The organism is Spirosoma harenae (assembly GCF_054776975.1).
Genome location: NZ_BAAHBD010000027.1, coordinates 119571 through 140337 on the forward strand (window position 1 = coordinate 119571; position 20767 = coordinate 140337).

General features: G+C 46.8%; 13 protein-coding genes. 6 read left to right on the plus strand and 7 right to left on the minus strand.

The window, feature by feature from the left end; genetic code table 11:
• The first annotated feature begins 104 nt into the window (after positions 1 to 104).
• The 3 genes from ACYVE4_RS25575 (at position 105) to ACYVE4_RS25585 (ending at position 6818) form a co-directional block, all read left to right on the plus strand.
• Positions 105 to 3704, plus strand: coding sequence for a SusC/RagA family TonB-linked outer membrane protein (locus ACYVE4_RS25575; RefSeq protein ID WP_461043121.1), 3600 nt, complete (start codon positions 105 to 107; stop codon positions 3702 to 3704).
• Positions 3705 to 3727: 23 nt separating this feature from the next.
• A complete protein-coding gene (locus ACYVE4_RS25580) occupies positions 3728 to 5455 on the plus strand; it encodes a RagB/SusD family nutrient uptake outer membrane protein (protein WP_461043122.1) in 1728 nt (575 codons plus the stop codon).
• 136 nt (positions 5456 to 5591) lie between these two features.
• Positions 5592 to 6818, plus strand: coding sequence for a purple acid phosphatase family protein (locus tag ACYVE4_RS25585; protein WP_461043123.1), 1227 nt, complete (start codon positions 5592 to 5594; stop codon positions 6816 to 6818).
• Positions 6819 to 6854: 36 nt separating this feature from the next.
• Here the strand turns inward: ACYVE4_RS25585 and ACYVE4_RS25590 are convergent, their stop codons facing one another.
• Both ACYVE4_RS25590 and ACYVE4_RS25595 read right to left on the minus strand, forming a co-directional pair.
• Positions 6855 to 7385, minus strand: coding sequence for a DUF2442 domain-containing protein (locus ACYVE4_RS25590; RefSeq protein WP_461043124.1), 531 nt, complete (start codon positions 7383 to 7385; stop codon positions 6855 to 6857).
• 76 nt (positions 7386 to 7461) lie between these two features.
• Positions 7462 to 9189 carry a glutamine--tRNA ligase/YqeY domain fusion protein gene (locus ACYVE4_RS25595; protein WP_461043125.1) on the minus strand — a complete coding sequence of 576 codons (1728 nt, stop codon included), beginning with the start codon at positions 9187 to 9189 and terminating at the stop codon, positions 7462 to 7464.
• Between the two features lie 285 nt (positions 9190 to 9474).
• Between ACYVE4_RS25595 and ACYVE4_RS25600 the strand changes: the two genes are divergently transcribed.
• The 3 genes from ACYVE4_RS25600 to ACYVE4_RS25610 all read left to right on the plus strand — a co-directional run bounded on the left by ACYVE4_RS25600 (position 9475) and on the right by ACYVE4_RS25610 (position 15264).
• Positions 9475 to 10815 carry a TolC family protein gene (locus ACYVE4_RS25600; RefSeq protein WP_461043126.1) on the plus strand — a complete coding sequence of 447 codons (1341 nt, stop codon included), beginning with the start codon at positions 9475 to 9477 and terminating at the stop codon, positions 10813 to 10815.
• Positions 10816 to 10896: 81 nt separating this feature from the next.
• The gene (locus ACYVE4_RS25605) at positions 10897 to 12009 is read left to right on the plus strand and encodes an efflux RND transporter periplasmic adaptor subunit (RefSeq protein WP_461043127.1); all 1113 of its coding nucleotides are present in this window, start codon (positions 10897 to 10899) and stop codon (positions 12007 to 12009) included.
• 75 nt (positions 12010 to 12084) lie between these two features.
• The gene (locus ACYVE4_RS25610) at positions 12085 to 15264 is read left to right on the plus strand and encodes an efflux RND transporter permease subunit (protein WP_461043128.1); all 3180 of its coding nucleotides are present in this window, start codon (positions 12085 to 12087) and stop codon (positions 15262 to 15264) included.
• A gap of 15 nt (positions 15265 to 15279) precedes the next feature.
• Here ACYVE4_RS25610 and ACYVE4_RS25615 read toward each other — a convergent pair whose 3' ends face one another.
• The 5 genes from ACYVE4_RS25615 to ACYVE4_RS25635 all read right to left on the minus strand — a co-directional run bounded on the left by ACYVE4_RS25615 (position 15280) and on the right by ACYVE4_RS25635 (position 20740).
• Positions 15280 to 15972: a DUF1963 domain-containing protein gene (locus ACYVE4_RS25615; RefSeq protein WP_461043129.1), complete on the minus strand. Its 693-nt coding sequence runs from the start codon at positions 15970 to 15972 to the stop codon at positions 15280 to 15282.
• Between the two features lie 148 nt (positions 15973 to 16120).
• Entirely contained in the window at positions 16121 to 17137 is a 1017-nt protein-coding gene (locus ACYVE4_RS25620; RefSeq protein WP_461043130.1) for an ankyrin repeat domain-containing protein, read from the minus strand.
• 163 nt (positions 17138 to 17300) lie between these two features.
• A complete protein-coding gene (locus ACYVE4_RS25625) occupies positions 17301 to 18605 on the minus strand; it encodes an MFS transporter (RefSeq protein WP_461043132.1) in 1305 nt (434 codons plus the stop codon).
• Between the two features lie 97 nt (positions 18606 to 18702).
• Positions 18703 to 19740, minus strand: coding sequence for a Gfo/Idh/MocA family oxidoreductase (locus tag ACYVE4_RS25630; protein WP_461043133.1), 1038 nt, complete (start codon positions 19738 to 19740; stop codon positions 18703 to 18705).
• A 103-nt stretch (positions 19741 to 19843) separates the two neighbouring features.
• Positions 19844 to 20740: a Nif3-like dinuclear metal center hexameric protein gene (locus ACYVE4_RS25635; RefSeq protein WP_461043134.1), complete on the minus strand. Its 897-nt coding sequence runs from the start codon at positions 20738 to 20740 to the stop codon at positions 19844 to 19846.
• Positions 20741 to 20767 lie beyond the last annotated feature (27 nt).

Genomic DNA, 20767 nt, shown 5'->3' on the forward strand with positions numbered 1-20767 from the left:
TGTACCACCACCCCCGGCCTATGAATACCATCCTTTCTCTATTCGTACCACCGAACAAAAGGATGATTGATCAAACAGTGACGAACCATCTGACAATCAAAATTATGCAAAAATCACTCCTTAACAAGTCCGTTGACTGGCGAAAACTTATGCGATACGGATTACTTCAGATCATACTTGCCGTTCTGCTGGTCAGCATTGCTGATGCTCGGGAGCTGTCGGCACAATCAATTCTAAGTAAGGATATTACACTTCGACTCAACAATGTAACGCTAAAAGAAGCGCTGGATCAGATTCAGGAAAAAGTGAATACCCGGTTTGTGTACAGCAGTCGGATTCCGTTGAAAGAGCAGGTGTCGATTGATGAGAAAAATCAAAAATTGTCGAAAGTATTAGACCTGTTGCTCTCGCCCAGAGGCATTACCTATAAGCTGATCAATGAGCAAATTGTACTGGCTCGCGAGAAGGTTAGCCGACAAATGGGGTTTCTGGAGGAGCTTAAGGCGAGACCTGTGGCTAACTTTATTCCTGCCGACATTCGACTGAAGGGAACCGTTTCGGCCTCCGACGGTCAGGGGGCTCTGGCGGGTGTCAGTGTGGTGATAAAAGGCACATCGCGGGGGACCACGACCGATGGAAACGGCGCATATGAAATTACTGTACCCAATGCGTCTGCCGTACTGGTTTTCAGTTTCGTTGGCTATACATCACAGGAGATTGCAGTTGGTAATCGCTCCTCACTCGACGTTACGCTGACAGCTGATAATAAGACACTTGAAGAGCTAGTCGTAGTGGGATATGGTACTCAACGGAAAGTAAACCTGACAGGAGCTGTAACGCAGGTTCAGGCGAAAGAACTTGAAAATCGACCGCTGAACAACATGTCTCAGATTCTGCAAGGGATGGTTCCAAACCTGAACATTACATTCAGTACGGGTCAGCCGGGGCAGGGGGGAAGCCTGAACGTTCGCGGGGAAACGTCCATCAATGGAGGTGGCCCCTTGGTCCTGATCGACGGTATACCCGGTGACATCAACCGGATAAACCCTGCTGATGTTGAGTCGGTTTCAGTGCTGAAAGATGCGGCTGCTTCGGCGATTTATGGGGCTCGTGGTGCTTTTGGCGTGATTCTGGTAACAACCAAAACAGCTAAAAACGGCAAAACGACCATTTCGTACAGCAACAATTTCGGCTGGTCGAAACCAACGGTGAGCACCGATTTCATGACCAACGGGTATGAAAGCGTGATGCTGAACGATGAAGCGTTTACGCGTGCTACGGGTAACAGTTACACACGGTACTCGCAGGAAGATTACAAAGAATTGGAAGCTCGTCGCTACGATAAAGTAGAAGATCCATCGCGCCCGTGGACAGTCGTTAAAAACGTCAACGGTAAGGATATTTATAACTACTACGGGAATTACGATTGGTGGAATGCGCTCTTCATCATGACAGAGCCTTCCAAGCAGCACAACCTGAATTTGTCTGGTGGAACCGATAAAATCAATTACTTTTTGTCGGGTTCTGTTTTCGAGAAAGACGGGATTATGCGCATCAACACGGATAAGTTTACGTCGTATACGCTTCGAAGTAAAATCAATGCGCAACTGACGCCCTGGCTGAAAGTGAGCAACAATACGCAGTACTTCGATTCGCGGTATAAATATCCGGGTTTGGAGGGTGGTGCCAATGCGAACTTCGTTGCCGTCACCGTACACGCTCTTCCGGCGTATGCACCGCTTAATCCCGATGGAACCGCTACGTATAACACGCTGAAAAACAACTATTCTATTGGCGATGGTTTGTTTGCAAACTTGTTGAAGGGCGTAGCGGGCGGTGAGAAAAAAGTCCACGAATTAACAACAATCAACTCGATTACGATCGACTTCACGAAGAACTGGAATCTGGTCGGTAATTATTCGTACTCATTTTACATCGCCGATGATTGGTACCGTTCTGCCGTGGCTCAATATTCCATTCAGCCCGGTATTCTAACCACAGTACCTAACTACAATGTCGACCAATATCGCCAAACGATGTGGTTCGATCCGATGAGTGTTACGAATTTATACTCTTCCTATAATCACACGTTCGGCAAACACTATCTCTCGGCGATGGCGGGGATGAACTATGAGACCAAAAGACACCAACGCTTATTCGGTGCCCGGAAAAACCTGCTTTCCGAAAGCCTAAATGATTTAAATCTGGGTACAGGAGAGCAGTTATCGGCTGGAGATTCGTATCAATACGCACTGTTTGGCACGTTCTTCCGCATGAATTATGATTATGTTGGAAAATACCTATTGGAAGTAAATGGTCGCTACGATGGTACGTCTCGATTTGGCGTTGGCCGCCGATATGGGTTCTTTCCATCCGTATCAGCCGGATGGCGATTGAGCGAGGAAGAGTTCTTTGCCCCAGCGCGTGATGTTATTAATAACTTGAAAATCAGAGCTTCCTATGGAACCCTGGGCAATCAGTTGCCATCGAATACAGCATCGGCAAGCTTCTATCCCTACATCCCAACCATGCCAACGGCTCAATCGGGCTGGATCGCGAATGGGCAGAAGCTTTTTTATGTGAATAGCCCAAACCCGATTTCGCCTAATCTGACCTGGGAAAAAGCAACGACGACCAATCTGGGCCTGGACGCGACGTTGCTGAAAAACCGACTGAATCTGTCGTTCGATGCCTATGTTCGGAATACGACCGATATGTTGGTTCCGGGTAGGGTGCTTCCTGCTGTATTTGGGGCCAGTGTACCAACCGAAAACGCGGGCGATCTGCAAACGAAAGGATTTGAACTGGCTCTTGCCTGGCGTGATCAATTCAAAGTAGGGGGCAAAGATCTGGCGTACAACGTCTCATTCATGTTGTCCGATTCGAAATCGACGATCACCAAATACGACAATCCGAATAAAATCCTGTCGAGCCGCTATGAAGGACAGACGATCGGCGATATCTGGGGATATTCGATTGATGGCTATTTCAAAACCAACGATGAAGCGCAGGCCTATAAAGTTGATCAAACGCTTGTGAACCGGCAACGGCTCAGCGCTCCCGGCGACTGGAGTAAATTGCAAGCCGGAGATCTGAAATTCAATGACATAGATGGTAATGGTAAAATTGATCAGGGAGCGAATACATTGGCCAATCACGGTGATATGATTATCGTCGGGAACGACCGGGCTCGCTATCGGTATGGGATGAATCTAGGGGCAACCTGGAATGGCTTTGACGTATCGTTATTTGCGCAGGGAATCCTCCGAAGACACTGGTATCCAGGTAATAACGCCGATAAATTCTGGGGCCCTTACTCACGTCCATACTACTCGTTTATTCCGAGAGATTTTGCTGACGACGTTTGGACACCCGAAAATCCAGATGCTTATTTCCCTATTCTAAGAGGATACACGGCGCTGAACGACGGTGGCGATTTACGCTCTCCCAACGACCGATACATTCAGAATATCGGTTATCTACGCCTGAAAAATGTGGTGATTGGCTACACTGTCCCAGAAAGTATCTCCAAAAAGATTCGAATTAGCAGAGCGCGCGTCTACGTAAGTGGCGAAAATCTGCTGACGTTCACGTCATTGCGAACGAAATACATCGATCCAGAGCAAATTGATGGGGACGCTACCAACGGACGAACCTATCCATTATCGAAAACGATTTCTGCGGGCCTAAACCTCACGTTCTGAACAGACTCTCAATCCGTAAAACGATGAAAAAACTAATTGCACTCCTAGCTATATCGATTGGTCTGGTATCCTGTGAATTGAATCTACTTCCACAGGATGCGATCTCGCCAGATACCTTTTTTAAGACGGAAAACGACCTTCTGCTGTACACGAATTCCTTCTATAATGCCTTGCCTTCGGCTGAGGATGTCTACAATGAAGATGTCGATAATGTCGTGAAAAACAGCCTTCGCGACGAACTTCAGGGAACACGAATTGTACCTACAAGCGGGGGCGGCTGGAGCTGGGGTAACTTGCGGAATATCAACTATTTCCTGGCTAATTCAAATAAGTGCCCTGATAAAAAGGCGGTTGTAAAATATAATGGTCTGGCAAAATTTTTCCGGGCCTATTTTTACTTCGGTATGGTGAAGCGTTTCGGCGATGTACCGTGGTATACGGGTACCATCGAAGTAACGGACGATGCTCTGTTGACCAAAGCACGTGATCCTCGGACAATGGTGATGGATTCGGTTATGGCAGATCTTAATTACGCTATTGCGAATCTGGATGCATCGCGTCAGGTAAATACCATTACGAAATGGACGGCGTTGGCGCTGAAATCCCGAGTGGGACTATATGAAGGAACTTTCCGAAAGTATCACGCCGAATTTAATCTGCCCGACGCCAACAAATTTCTGGACGCCAGTATCGACGCGTCGGATAACCTGATGAAAAACAGTGGCTATACCATTTACAAGGCTACTCCGTCGACAGCGTATATGAAACTATTTTCGTCTGACAATGCCATTCCTGAAGAGGTTATTCTGGCGCGGGATTTCAGTGATGAATTACAGGTTTATCATAACCTGAACTACTATACAATGACGGCTTCGTACGGTAAGCCTGGTCTGGAGAAGAAGTTGGTAAACAGTTATTTGATGGCCGATGGTACGCGTTTTACAGACATCAAAGGCTACGAAACCATGCAATTTGCCGATGAAGTACAGAACCGCGATCCGCGACTGGCACAAACGATTCGTACACCAGGCTACACGCGAATTGGCGAAACAACTCCGCTCGTTCCCGAATTTGGCGCGACCGTTACGGGCTATCAACTCATCAAATTCGTGTCGGCCCCGAAATGGGATACGTTCAGCAAAGACATTACTGATATGCCTGTGTTCCGGTATGCAGAAGTGCTACTGAATTATGCCGAAGCCAAAGCCGAACGCGGTACGCTGACGCAGGCCGACCTCGATATTTCCACCAAGTTGACCCGTGATCGAGTTGGAATGCCCAACATCAATCTGGCAGCTGCGAATGCCAATCCTGACCCGTATCAGGCGCAGCAGTACACGCAACTCAGCGGTAGTAATGTGGGCGTTATTCTGGAAATCCGTCGGGAACGTCGTATTGAATTGGTAATGGAAAACTTCTTCCGTTGGGACGATCTGATTCGCTGGAAAGAAGGTCAACTGCTGACGAAAGTGTTTAAAGGTATGTATTTCCCCGGTGTTGGTAGCTACGATCTGGATAAAAACGGGAAAGTTGATCTTGTTATCTACGAAGGGACGAAACCCACTGTTGCGGGGGCTCAGGTACTTAAACTAGGCAGCGAAATCCTGCTGGAAAATGGTGCCAAAGGAGGGAATATTGTTGTCAACGGACACATCAACAAAAAATTCAACGAGTCCCGCGATTATCTGTACCCGATCCCAACACAGGAACTGTTGCTGAATACGAACCTAAAACAGAATCCGAGCTGGTAAGTAATTCAAAGATTATTTTGTCATGCTGAGGTACGAAGCATCTTAAAGAATCCAAACGAGTTAGTATGGAAACCTTAAGATGCTTCGTACCTCAGCATAACAAAATCACTCATAATCCTAACTCTTCCAATTCGTTATGCTATCAGACAGACGTTCGTTTCTCGAAAAAATATCTCAACTCGGCGCTATCAGCCTGTTACCAACTACTGGCGTGTTGGCTGAACCCACCTCTTCCGCTAGCGCTGACGAGAAAAATCATTTTGTAGTCGGTCCTTACCTGCAAAATATAGGTACCACAGAAATCACGATTATGTGGATTACCCATAAAAACTGCTTCAGCTGGGTAGAATACGGGGCCGGCACATATACCAGCAAGCGGGAGTTTGGGTATGTAAACGGACTGATTGAAGCCAATAACCGGATCAACAAAATTACCCTGACTGGACTCAAACCCGGTACCGAACATAAATACAAACTTGTTTCGACCGAAGTGCTAGGCTACAAAGGCTCGAAAGTAGAGTTTGGCGAAACCATTAGCAGTCCGATGTATGGTTTCAAGACCCCAGCTGAAAATGAAGAAGAGTTCAAGACAGTAATTTTTAACGACATTCACGATCGCCCGCAGATTATTCCGCAGTTGTTGTATCGTCACGGCTACACCGGCAATAAGCGCGATTATGATTTTGTCGTGTTCAACGGCGATTGCTTTGATTGGGTGACGGAAGAACAGCAAATGGTCGATCATCTAATAAAGCCAACAGTCGACATTTTTGCGACCGAAATGCCTTTTATTCTGACGCAGGGTAATCACGAATGTCGAGGTAGCTTTTCTCGGCATATTCCGAAATACTACGCTTACCCGGACAATAAGTTTTACTACGCCTTTACACGCGGACCAGTGCGTTTCGTGATTCTGGATTCGGGCGAGGACAAAACCGACGATAGCGTTGAATACGGCGGCTTATCGGCTTTTGATCGATATCGTGAAACACAGAAAAAGTGGTTGGAAAAAGAAATTGAAAGCGCAGAATTCAAGAAAGCACCATTTCGGGTGGTTTTGATTCATATATCGCCTTATCATTCAGGAGATTGGCATGGACCGATGCATTGCCAGGAAGTTTTCGGACCATTGTTAAACAAAGCCAAAATTGATCTCCAGATTTCTGGTCACACGCATCGCTACGGCACCCACGATCCCGATACGCAACATAATTATCCAATCGTAATAGGAGGAGGGCCACTGGAAGGCAACCGAACGCTCATCAAACTCCATGCGACCGCAAAAGAGTTAAATCTAAAAATGATCCGTGACGATGGCGAAGTAGTGGGTAAATACACTATTCCAAAAAAGGCGAGAACGTAAACAATAAGGGTTGATCTTGTGATCAACCCTTATTGTTTACAGATATAGTTCCTTGCCGAACAGCACATTTTCAACGCCAATTATTTCATCAATATCGTCCCAGAATATATTATAGGCACTAATTGTAAAATTAGTCCGCTGTTTGACAGAAGCTTCACTTAATAATTTAGACCAAGCTAGCGGAATTATTATCGTACGTCCGTCACTCAAACTAAACCATATCGTATCGACCTTTACTTCTACACCAATAAAAGTAGGTAGATCGGCAAATTTGGGGCGTTGACGACCCTTGTTAACTCGTTTGGCGGTAGTATTTCTGGTCTTGCAGTCGTTCTCATACGTTTCTTTAATCTGAGTTGTGTGGTCAACTATTGCCTTTTCAATTTTCTTTCGCTCAGCTGTTTTAATTTTTATAGAATCTGCCAATACAAAACTACCATCTTCTCGAATCCAATACTTACATAATTTGACACCATCGTCACTTGCATGTACATGGCATGGCTCATTCATTAAGTCATACATCCGGTAGAAGAAACGAAAGCCAAATAACCGGAAAAGTGTTGGCATACTAATACCATAATTAAACTAATCGGGTGGCATTTTATAAACGCCACCCGATTTATAAAAAATTAACTACCAGCATTTACCCCTTCTTCACTTCTTTCGCGAAAGTATCTTTCAACGTTACTGTTCTATTAAAGACAGGCTTGTCGGCTGTTGAATCGGAATCGAGGATGAAATAGCCTTTGCGCATGAACTGGAAGTTCGATTGAGCGCCAGAACGGGCGGCTTCAACCAAGGCTGGTTCGACGAATGCGCGGACGACTTCGAGCGAGTTTGGATTGAGTAACTCTTTGAAATCGCGCTCGTCAGCGGCTGGATTCTCGACAGAGAAGAGTCGGTCATATAGACGTACTTCGGCTTCTACGGCGTGTGGTACAGATACCCAGTGAATCGTGCCTTTTACATTAATTCCCGACGTATCTGAACCACTACGACTTTCGGGAATGTACGAGCAGCGGAGTTCAATAATTTCACCCGCGTTATCTTTTACGACTTCGTCGCACTTTATAATATAGGCGCCTTTTAGCCGCACCATGCCGCCAGGGAAAAGCCGGAAGAATTTCTTTGGCGGGTTTTCCATGAAATCGTCACGCTCGATGTACACTTCCCGACTAAACGGTACTGACCGTTCGCCCGCAGCCGGATCTTCGGGATTGTTTTCAATCCGCATAATCTCCTCCTGACCGACTTCATAATTCGTAATGACCAGTTTCAGCGGTTTTTCATCGAGAACGGCCATTACGCGGTGCGTTGTTTTGTTTAACTCTTCGCGGATGCAGAACTCCAGCAAACCTACATCGATCAGGTTATCTCGCTTAGCAATACCGATTCGGTCAGCGAATTCACGGATGCTGGCAGGTGTATAGCCGCGCCGACGAATCCCCGCGATGGTCGGCATGCGCGGATCATCCCAACCACTCACGTGACCTTCTTCGACCAAGAGTTTGAGCTTCCGTTTGCTCATCACCGTATAAGTCAGGTTGAGCCGCGCAAACTCGATTTGTCGGGATGGGAAAATATCCAGCTTGTCGATAAACCAGTCGTATAAGGGCCGGTGTACTTCGAATTCGAGCGTACAAAGCGAATGAGTAATGTGCTCAATCGAGTCTGATTGTCCATGCGCGAAGTCGTACATCGGGTAAATGCACCAGGTATCGCCCGTTCGATGATGATGCGCGTGTTTGATCCGGTAAATAATTGGATCGCGGAGTTGCATGTTTGGCGAGGCCATATCGACTTTAGCTCGCAATACTTTCGCGCCGTCTGGAAACTCCCGATTCTTCATTCGTCGGAACAAATCGAGATTTTCATCAACACTCCGATCCCGGTATTGACTCATGCGACCGGGTTCAGTTGGCGTTCCTTTCTGAGCGGCAATTTCCTCCGAAGTGGAATCGTCAACGTAGGCCAATCCTTTCTGGATCAGCGTTTCGGCAAATTGGTAAAGCTGGTCGAAATAATCAGACGCGTAGAATTCGTTTTCCCAATTGAAACCGAGCCAGCGAACGTCGTTTTTGATCGAATCAACATATTCGGTGTCTTCGGTAACTGGGTTGGTATCATCGAAACGGAGGTTAGTTTGACCGCCATACTGATCGGCCAGACCAAAATTCAGGCAGATGGATTTGGCGTGACCAATATGTAAGTAGCCATTAGGTTCGGGCGGGAAACGCGTATGAATGCGTCCATCATTCTTGCCAGCCGCTAAATCTTCTTCTACGATTTGTTCAATAAAATTCAGAGACCGTTCCGGTGCGCCAGTTGAGTCGGTAATTTCTTCTTCAGGTGTCTTCGTTACTTCCGCCATGTCGCTTAGTCGCTACGATAAAGTCCCGAAATTACGGTCTTTGGCCCGGTTTGACAAACGAAAGGTTGGCCAATTGCCGGTTAACCTTAGTGGGCAAGATTTAGTTATGACCTATAAACAGCCAAGAAAATTCGCTAGTAGGCGCTTGATAAAACTACTTAAGTAGCCTAATGCCGCTCGTTAATTTATTATTAATGAACGAACAAAATAGGGATTCAGACGGGTTGTTAAAGTAGTACACGCCATTGACTATCTATTACGGGCGGTTTACGGGCCTCAGGATATATGAAAAAAACGTTTATCGGCTTCCTCTTTTCAGTTGGCTGGTTTTTATCAATTCATGGATTTTCTCAAAAGACAACCGACTCGTTGTCGAAACAAGCATTTTTAGGAGACTGCATCCAATATGCACTAAATCATCAACCCATTGTTCGACAATCGGTTATTGATCAGGAAATTGCTGAACGAACGGTTCAAAGCAGTTTAGCGGCCTGGTACCCACAAATATCGGCTGGCTACGGATTACAACATTATTTGAAACAACCAGCAACGCTCTTTCCTGACCCAACAACCGGAGAGGTCGTCCCACGGGTGATTGGCGCAAAAAATACGTCAACGGCTTCTCTATCCCTCACACAAAATATCTTTAATCGGGATTTATTGTTGGCTAATCAGACTGCAGATGCGTACCGGGTGCAGGCATCACAGAATACGGTACGGAATAAAATTGATGTCGTCGTTAATGTAAGTAAAGCGTTTTACGACGTGATTTTGACGCAGCGACAGGTCGATATTCTAAGTGGTGACATTGCCAGGTTACAGCGTAGCCTTCAGGATGCAACCAATCAATATCAGAGTGGTATTGTCGATAAAACCGATCCGCAACGGGCCGCTATCGCGCTCAATAATACGCGTGCTCAGCAGAAACAATACCGTGATCTGGTTGGAGCTAAATACCAGGCTTTAAAGCAGACAATGGGTTATCCGCCCACTACACAGCTTACTGTTGCCTACGATACAATTCAATTAGTCAACGAATTAGCGCTGGATACACTTCAATTGGCCAATCCCCAAAATCGAGTTGAATACCAGCTTTTGCTGACACAAGGGCGACTATTGGACGCGAATGTGCGGTATAATCGCTGGGCTTATTTGCCATCGGTTGCTGCTTTTGGTAACTACAACCTCTTATATCAGAATAACAGCTTTGGTCAGTTGTTTGGGATGGTCTTTCCGAATTCACTGATTGGCTTGTCGATTGCCTTGCCCATTTTTCAGGGTGGAAGACGTATTCAACAGACAAAAATTGCCGAATTGCAAGTGCAGCGATTGCAGTGGGATCTGGCTTCCTTAACGAGTGCGGTCGATGCGGAATATGCGCAGGCATTAGCTACGTATAAAGGCAACTTGGCCAATTACCTTGCTCTCCGCGAAAATCTAACGATGGCGGAAGACGTATACCGAATCATTAATCTGCAATATCGGTCTGGGATAAAAACTTATCTGGACGTTACCATTGCCGAAACCGACTTGCGAACCGCCCGACTGAACCTGTTCAATGCACTATATCAGGTGATAATCTCTAAACTGGATGTGCAAAAATCGTTAGGCGTTATTCAGTATTAACTATTGATATGATGTCGGGCCCTAAAACCTGACATATCTCAAACCAAATGTCGGGTTCTCAAACCCAACATCACACAACACATGAAGCAGTATATAACTATAAGCACTGTAAGTTTGGCGGTCTTTCTAACGGCCTGTGGGGGTAAAAAGCCGGATCAACAACAAGCTCCGCCACCTCCTACGGCTGTTTCGGTTGCGACAGTAACGAAGGGCAGTGCAGTCTATTATGATGAATTTCCGGCCACGGTAACTCCCTTGCTTGAGGTTGAAATTCAGCCGCAGGTAGCCGGTAATATTACGGGCATCTTTTTTCAGGATGGCCAACGTGTTAGTAAAGGCCAGAAACTCTATACAATTGATCCTCAGCAATATCGGGCCGGATACGATCAGGCGGTTGCAAACCTCAACGTACAGAAAGCGAATCTAAACCGGGCACAGAAAGACGCTGATCGCTACAACACGTTGGCGCAGCAGGATGCCGTTGCCAAGCAATTAGTCGATAATGCTAATGCAACCTTAGAAGCGGCTAAAATGCAGGTCGAAGCATCCGAAGCAACTATTCGGCAGGTGAGCACAAACCTGAAATATACCACGATCTATGCACCTCTAGATGGGACTATTGGTATTTCGCAAGTGCGACTTGGTGCCGCCGTTGCTCCAGGATCGACACCATTAAATACGATCTCGTCGGATAACCCCATTTCGGCTGATGTGCAGATTGATGAGTCACAGATTCAGCGATTCCTAAAGTTACAGAATAGCCCAAACGTAACGCGCGATTCAACCTTTCTTCTGATGCTTCCAAGTGGACAGCCGTATACGTATCCGGGTTCCGTGCGCATCGTTGATCGCGCTGTCGATCCACAAACGGGTACATTGCGCGTGCGGATTGCCTTTCCAAATCCGACCAAGCAACTGAAACCGGGTCTGAACGCCAACCTTCGGGTGAAAAACAGTACGGGTGAACCGCAACTGCTGATTCCGTATCAGTCTGTAACGGAGCAAATGAGCGAATACTTTGTCTTTGTTGTGGGCGATAGCAGTAAAGTGAGCCAGAAAAAAGTAACCCTCGGCGCTCGTATCAACGATAAAGTGATTGTGAAAAACGGCCTGTCTGAAGGCGAAACCATCGTAACCGAAGGAACGCAGAAAATCCGCGAGGGAGCGAAAGTGAAAATTAGTGATAAACGATAAGTGATGAGTGGTGAATGGGCTGGCTAAAAACCACACTCATCGTTTATCACTCATCGTTCATAATTCTAAAAAGACGTGTTCGCAGAAACATTCATCAACCGGCCAGTTACGGCCATTGTAATATCCGTTGTGATTGTCGCGCTGGGGATATTGGCTTTACAAAGCCTGCCTGTCAGCCAATATCCTGACATTACACCCCCGGTTGTACAGGTGACGGGTACCTATACAGGAGCGGATGCGCAAACGGTTGAACAGACCGTTGCTACGCCCATTGAAACGCAGGTGAACGGTACGCCCGGTATGGACTACGTTCAAACTAATGCGACCAACGATGGCCGGATGACCATGAACGTGACGTTCAAAATCGGGACTGATGTGAACATCGCTGCACTGGATGTACAGAACCGTGTGGGTATCGCTCAGCCGCAATTACCCGAAGAAGTTACCCGATTAGGGGTCGTCGTGCGGAAGCGGAATCCGTCCTTATTTATGCTGGTCGCGATTTATTCGCCTAACAAAACCCACAACGTTTCCTTTTTAGATAACTACGCGAACATTTACATCCGTGACGCGCTGCTCCGGGTGCCGGGTGTGGGAGATATTTTTAGTCGTGCCGATGATTTCAGTATGCGGATCTGGCTCAAACCTGACCGACTGGCACAGCTTGGCCTAACGCCCGATGATGTAGTGGCAGCCCTTCAGGAACAGAACTTACAGGTCGCGGGTGGTTCAGTAGGAGCCTCCCCGCAACCAACTACACAGGCATTTGAATATACCGTCTTTACCAACAGCCGACTCAGTAAAGAAGACGAGTTTAAGAAGATTGTGGTTCGCAGCGACCCCGCCCGTGGTTCGTTGGTATATCTGGACGACGTGGCTCGCGTGCAACTGGGGAAATTCTCGTATGCCAGCAACTCGTTTGTCGATGGTAACCGAGCGGCTTATCTGCTGGTCTATCAATTACCTGGTAGCAATGCCTTGGAAACGGCAAAAGGCGTGTATGCTGCGATGGATAATCTGAAAAAGACCTTCCCCAAAGACATTAACTACGTAGTGCCATTCGAATCGGTATCGGTGATTCAAGTGTCGATTGAGGAGGTGGTTAAAACGCTGGTGGAAGCGCTTATACTGGTTGTACTGGTGGTGTTTTTATTTCTCCAAAGCTGGCGGGCCACCCTCATCACCTTGCTGGCTATTCCGGTATCGATTATTGGTACGTTTGCCTTATTTGTTCCCCTCGGGTTTACTGTTAATACCCTGACACTCTTTGCGTTTGTACTTGCCATCGGTATTGTGGTCGATGACGCAATTGTGGTGGTGGAAGCCGTCCAGGTTAATATTGACAAAGGAATGTCGCCGAAGGAAGCAACGAGAGCAGCTATGGCCGAAATATCGGCACCCGTTATTGCTATTGCGCTGATCCTGGCGGCTGTGTTTGTGCCGGTCGGGTTTATTCCGGGTATCGTCGGGCGACTGTATCAGCAATTTGCTATTACCATTGCTGTTTCGGTCTTGATTTCGGCCTTTGTAGCGTTGTCGCTGACTCCAGCTTTATGTACGATGCTGCTTCGGCCCATGCATATTGATGAAAAAGCAACGGGCTTTAATAAGTTTTTCTACAAGTTTAATCAGGTGTTCGAGCGGATGACGAATGCCTATTCCAATAGCGTCAAACGACTCATCAAAGCGACTCCGCTGGTTGTTGTCGGCCTGATTGTCGTTTACATTGGAACAGCTCTTTTGTTCCGGGCAAAACCCACCGGCTTTATTCCTACTGAAGACGAAGGGCGGCTGATTGTTACCTACGAAATTCCTGAAGCCGCTTCAACGGCTCGTAGTTTGGTGGTGCTCAATAAGGTGATGGACATTCTGAAAGCACAGCCGTACGTTGCGCACTTTTCGGCTTTAGGTGGTCTGAATGCCGTTACATTTGCGTCCAAATCGAACAGTGGTACCGTATTTATTCAACTCAAACCCTGGGACGAGCGCAAAGAGCGGGGTATGCAGGCCGATTCGTTGGTGGTTAAGTTACAGCGAGCTTTGTCGGTACTGAATGATGCCCGGCCGCAGGTAATTCAGCCACCTGCTATTCCAGGACTAGGGCAAAGTTCTGGTTTTACGTTCGAGGTTCAACAGCGAGAAACGAACGACGATGTACGGGCTTTCGATAATGTGGTGCAGAACTTCCTGGCAGAAGCAAACCAACGACCAGAAATTGGCCGGGCATTCTCTTATTTTACCGCTAAAACACCAGCGTACCGAGTCGATGTTGACCGCGACAAGTGTAAGAAATTAGGTATATCGGTCAGCAATGTGTATCGCACGATGCAAACGTATCTGGGTAGTCAGTACGTCAATGATTTCATTATTTATGGCCGTAAATTCCGGGTAGTGGCACAGGCCGACACCATGTACCGAACGGACGTTAAAAATCTGGGCAATTATTATGTGCGTAATCAGTCTGGACAGTTAGTGCCAATTAGTGCGGTTATCAAAACGACGGTTATTGAAAACGCGCCGTTGATTTCTCACTTTAACCTGTTCCGGTCGGTTGAATTGAATGGCGGAGCAAAACCGGGTTTCAGTAGTAGTCAGGCCAATGATGCGCTTCGTGAAGTAGCCGCAAAAGTGCTTCCTGCTGGGTATGCGTACGATTTTGGTGGATTGAGTCGGGAAGAGATCAATGCCGGAAATTCATCGATTTACATTTTTATGCTGTCGGTGGGCTTTGTATTTCTCTTTTTGGCGGCCCTGTATGAAAGTTGGTCGGTTCCATTTTCTGTCTTGTTATCAGTACCGATCGGTGCATTAGGGGCCATTATTGCCCTGATCTTATTCCCCTATTTAAGCAATAACGTTTACGCGCAGATTGGATTAATCACACTGATTGGGCTGGCGGCTAAAAACGCCATCCTGATTGTGGAGTTTGCAAAAGAGCGCGTGGACAAAGGCGAAGACCTGATTGAATCGACACTTGAAGCCGTTCGATTGCGACTCCGCCCGATTCTGATGACATCACTTGCCTTTATTCTAGGCGTATTCCCCTTGGCCTTAGCCACTGGCGCCGGTGGGGTAGCACGCGCTACGATTGGCCGAACGGTATTGGGTGGGATGTTGGCGGCAACGTCGCTCGCTATTTTCGTCGTCCCCGTTTTATATGTCGGTATTACGCGACTGGCTTATGGAAAGAAAGGGCTGGAGGAATTGAAGAAAAACGCGAAGAAGGAAGAAAAGCCAGTTGCTGCAAGTACATAACTGTAATCAGAAAGGTCAATAGCATTGCCAGGAAAATGTCCATTCGCTTTCCTGGCCGATTGCAGAATCTCGGCCAAAATAAGCTACGCCATTATCGCCCCACTGCCAGTGTGCTTTTTCAACGCTATCAATCTGGAACGCAAACGTAGGCGTTGTTGAGTGTTGATTGAGCGGTGGCCAGTCAATTTCACCCTGAATCAGCGTTGGCCATCCACCGAGTTTAATCCCATCCGTGTTGGGAAATAGATCATCGTAGTCGTCTTCCAGAGAAGCGGGGAGGGCAATTGGACAATCTTCCAGCATCGGAAAATCGGCATCAATGATTTCGGGAGCCATTTGAAACGGCTTGATTGCTGAAACGAAAGTTGGTTGAACAATTGGTATCAGGTCCTCGAGAGAAGTATAGGTTCGTAATATCCAGCCTGCTCCATTCGGATTTCCGGAGACAGGAGTTGTATCGGCGTCAATAAACAGGGTAATAAACGCTATATCCTGAACGAGTTCGGGTTTGAATGGAAATTCCTGAAGATTAATCTGGCACAACGGCAGCATCGGTTTCCCATTCGACAGTGGCCACAATTCATCAGGCTGGCCTAAAAGCACCCTGCCAAACCAGGAAGCATAAGGCGTATCCAAAGGTCGAAAACCGCCCACCTTCATTCGAATTGCTTTTCGACTAATAGCCTGACGAAATGCTTTTTTGTTCATAGATGCTAACTATGTTTTAGTTCTGTTTTAAGTAAATCTCTCGTGTCTGTGTCCTCACAGACGCCTTTCCGGTAGGCAATCTTTGCTGACGCTCAAGCGTCTGTGAGGACACAGACACAGGAACAGTTTGGATTATCTTTACAACCAATCACTTAGAGTTTGATTTTGCCAGCACCTTCGCCAGCGTTTTCTGCATACTGTCAAAGGCTTCTGACTGATTACCCGGTTGGGTGTTTAGGTTGACCTGATGGGCTACAAAATCAGTAAAGACAAAATGCTGTGGCCCGATTAGGGAAGGATCAGCTCCTTTATCAAGCAATACCTGACAAACATCCCAAAACTCCTGACGGGCAGCGGCTTGCAAAGCCGTATGACCAGCTAACCAACTACGGGCGCTGGCTGGAAATCGACTGTTTGGATCAGCGCCAGCATCAATCAACAGTCGAATCTTTTCGGCTCGATCCCCATTATAGGCAGTCATGGTTGAAAACAGCATAGGCGCATTTTCAGCCGTCGGGTCGGGTGCATTGGGATTCGCTTTCTTCTTCAGTAACCATTCCAATAATCCTGTTGTAGAACCTCGGCAGATAAGTACATGCGTAGGTGTATGATTCGGATCGCTACTTTCGAGAGTTACACCTTTATCCATCAGCAGCGAAAGACAACTAATTGTTGCTTGTTCATCAGCAGCGCTGATAGCACCCATCGCCGTAAAATCGAGCAGTGTAACACCATCCGTACCCGGATTATTTAGATTAGGAATGGGTGATTGAAGTAGTGTTTTTACTTGATTACTATCTCGACTTGCAATTGCCTTGGCGAGTTCACGTCGGATGGGGTCGGTGAAATAATAGGCTCCGGTGTACTGGTCCTGTTTTAGATTCTTGGTTGTTAATGAGCTGGTTGCTGAAGAAATAAGCTGCGAAATGGCTCCGACAGCGGGTAAACATAGTAGGATAAAAATGGCAACCCGTACCCAGGGGATCGGTAGGAAATTGGCCAGCAACAGGATAACCAATAAGATCAAGCCAAATAAGGCAAACGCTTGTTCCATACCGCGCCCTGCCGGATCGGAACCCAACGATTTCTTGGTCAGGAGCACATACGCGAGCAGCAGGATACCAATTGCGATGGTTACCCAGTTGATGGTTGTAATAAATTTCATGGCAATCAGGCGATCCACATTTCCAGTCAAACCCATCCAACGATTTGCTGGAATGATGAATCAAAAGTACCTGAATGCCACAGAGTCAAAAAGGCGGAATAAATAAGGAGTGTAAATGACTAAACGGATGACGTAGATCGGGGAATAAATAGTTTCTATACGGCTAATTCTCCTCACCTTTGACCGTGCTATCTGAAAATGTAATCGGTTGAAGACGAGGAGCAAAGATGTGAATCAGTAGCCAGGCCAGGACATAAGCACTGCCGCATATCAGGAAAAGATAATTATAGCCCGTCGTAATGTTGCCTTCAAGTTTATACGTATCTAATAGCGACCCAACCACAATTGGAAAAAGGAGCCCGCCCACTGAACCGGCCATCCCGCCTAATCCCACTACAGAACTGATAGCTGCTTTCGGGAACATATCCGATACGAGCGTAAACAGATTCGCGCTCCAGGCCTGGTGTGCTGCAACGGCCAGACCTAATAAACCGACGACTTCCCAGATCGACGTTGCATAACGAGTAAGCATGATTGGAACAATACAAAGTGCATACAACAGCATTGCCGTTTTGCGGGAACGGTTGATTGTCCAACCTCGATTGAGAAAATAGCCTGATAAATAACCACCTCCGACGCTGCCAATAGTAGCGGCTGTATAAACAATAATGAGCGGTAGGCTAGGTTTTTTCAGGTCAAGATTGAACGAAGCGGCAAAGTAGGAGGGAAGCCAGAACAGAAAGAACCACCAGACTGGATCAGTCAATAATTTCCCCAAAATAAACGCCCAGGTTTGCTTGTATTGAAGTAGATCGATCCAGCGTACATTGGATGCCAGTTCGCTATTAGTGTCTGTATTCGTATCCTGCTGAATGTAAGTCAATTCCTGAGCAGATACCTTTTTGTGGTGTTGTGGACTTTCGTACATAAGCCACCAGAAAACCACCCAGATAAAACCGATCAATCCTGTCAACAAAAACGCTACCTGCCAGCCATATGCGCCTAAAATCCAGGGAACGGCAATCGGCGCAACGACCGCACCAATATTGGTTCCTGCATTGAAAATGCCCGTAGCCAGCGCCCGTTCATGACGGGGAAACCATTCTGCCACGGTTTTTATGGCTGCCGGGAAGTTGCCACCTTCGCCTAAACCTAGTAGTGCTCTGTAGATTCCAAAACTGAATGTACTGGTTGCAATTGCGTGCAGAGCCGCTGCAATTGTCCAGATAAAAACGGCCAATGTGTAGCCTACTTTAGCGCCAATTTGATCGATCAGTCGGCCAAAAACAACGTAGCTAAGGGCGTAAGCTGCCTGAAAAGCCATGACAATATGACTATAATCGGTTTCGGTCCAGTTGAAGATAGTCTCTAAGGTTGGCTTGAGCAGGCTGATGACCTGACGATCCAGGTAGTTGATTGTCGTAGCAACGAACAATAATCCAACAATTCGCCAGCGATATTTCGTCATGATTGAATGTTTGTCAGGTGGTTAAGGGTAGCCAGGAAATGGTCAAGTTTTACTTACGTTTGACCACAACAGATAAACCCTAGCAATGTCTGGATAATTAAAACGATAAGGTTCGGAGTGTGCGATTGCTTTCCTGTACCAGATCAATCACACGAGCAAGCTGTTGAATATCAGCTGGTGTGATAGCGGGTTCGGCGCCCTCTACAATGACGTCGTAGAGGTTGTCATAAAAAGGGGTGTAATTGCCTAGCTCACTCTCAATCACTTCAGCCTTTCCATCCCGATACAATGTTCCCCAACGATCTTCCGGTTCTTCGCCCCAACTTGGCTGATCGGGCAGTTGATTGACTCGTAAGCGTTCTTCCTGCGGATCTAATCCTCCTTTTAGGAAAGATCCTTCTGTACCATGCAGACTAAACCGAAGCTGATTCTGATAAATCATTAGGCTGGATTCCAGTCGGACAACTTTGTCTGTGTAGCCTAATTTAATGTCGAAATAATCATAGACATGGCTGTTGGGCCGATTCATCCGAACAACTGCCTGCACGGTGTTAGGCTTGCCGAACAGATGTAGCGCCTGATCGAGTAGGTGAGGCCCCAGATTGTAGAGATTCCCCCGGCCAACACCGGCCTGTTCTTTCCAGCTTTGTGAGTTTGGTGGAACGGGAGAGAAACGGTCGTACCGGCATTCGTAGTCAACAAGCGTACCGAGCGCACCCTCGCTCAACAAGAGTTTAATTGTTAAGAAATCAGAGTCCCACCGGCGATTCTGATAGGCTGTAGCCAATTTTCCCTGACGTTGTGCTAATTCAAGCAAATCGATTGCTTCCTGTTCCGTAAGCGCAAACGGTTTTTCGACCACTACATTTTTCCCATTTTCTAATGCTTTTCGGGCGTATTCAACATGGGTTTCGTTGGGGCTGCAAATGAAAACGAGATCAATTGCCGGATCGGCAAATAGTTCGTCGGCGGTGGCTACCCATTCAATGGCTGGATTGAATTGCTGAACAGCCTCTGGCCGGCTACTGGCAATTTTTTTAAGATGAAAACGCGGATTGACCGATAGAAATGGTGCGTGAAAATATCGTCCGGATAATCCAAACCCTACTAAACCAACATTGATAACTTGAGACATACTTGAACCAGGAGTGAAAAATGGGGAATATAAAGGTAAAGCAGATTCCTTGTGCTTATCTCCTGATTCAATCCTCAATTTTCTTCGAGTGTGAAAATTTTACTTATTCATACGTAAACGGATTCTCAGACGGAATGTAGCTGACTTTAATACCCGGAACCTGGGGTTTTAACCAGGAAACCAGCCATTCCATACCGGCCGCTTCACTCATTATATGCCCCAACACGACCAGCGATATTTTTTTGCCCTGCTGCCGCGCATCGCGAATATACTCGGGTGTTTCCCATTCGCTGGATTCTCCACAGAACACCACGTCTGGTTGTGCTTTTTCAATCGCCATTATCTGATTACGCCCACCAGCCGCACCCGGTAATAACAAAACCTTCTGACAAGTCTGATTTTTATCGCCAACTACACGGACAAGCTTAATTCCCAATTTCTGTTTTGCATGAGCAATCAATTGATGAAGGGGCGTAGCGGGCATATGCAGTAGCTGGGGATTAGATGCATCCATGTAATTTGTCCACCCTAAGGCTGATAACATACCCGTCCGAATGCCGTCTGGTCGATGCGAATGCCAGTAATCGTGGAATCGCCAGACAGCGATATTATGCTTTGTCAGTAAGTCAAATTTCTGTCGGAAAACCGAATTTTGCTGTAACCAATCCGTTTCATCGAGGTGATTGTAAAAGGTAGGTTCATGGACGATAATAAAGTTAGCGCCAGCCGCAATCGCTTTATGAATCACTTCCGTCGTTGCGAACATGGTCGACACAATGCCCGTAACCTGCTGGGATGCACTACCGCTTTTTAAGGTATCAACCGTTTTAGGGAAAGGCGCATTGGGAATCGATTTCAAAATCAGATCCATCACCTGGCCTACCGTAAGCGAGTCTGCTCCGGAAGCTGGTTGATTCGCGAGGGTAATTGAAGCATTGCTCAATAGCAACGACGAGCCGAGAACGGGCGTTACAGAAGCTAAAAATTGTCGTCTTTCCATGTACGTTTCGAGAGATCAGATTGCCTA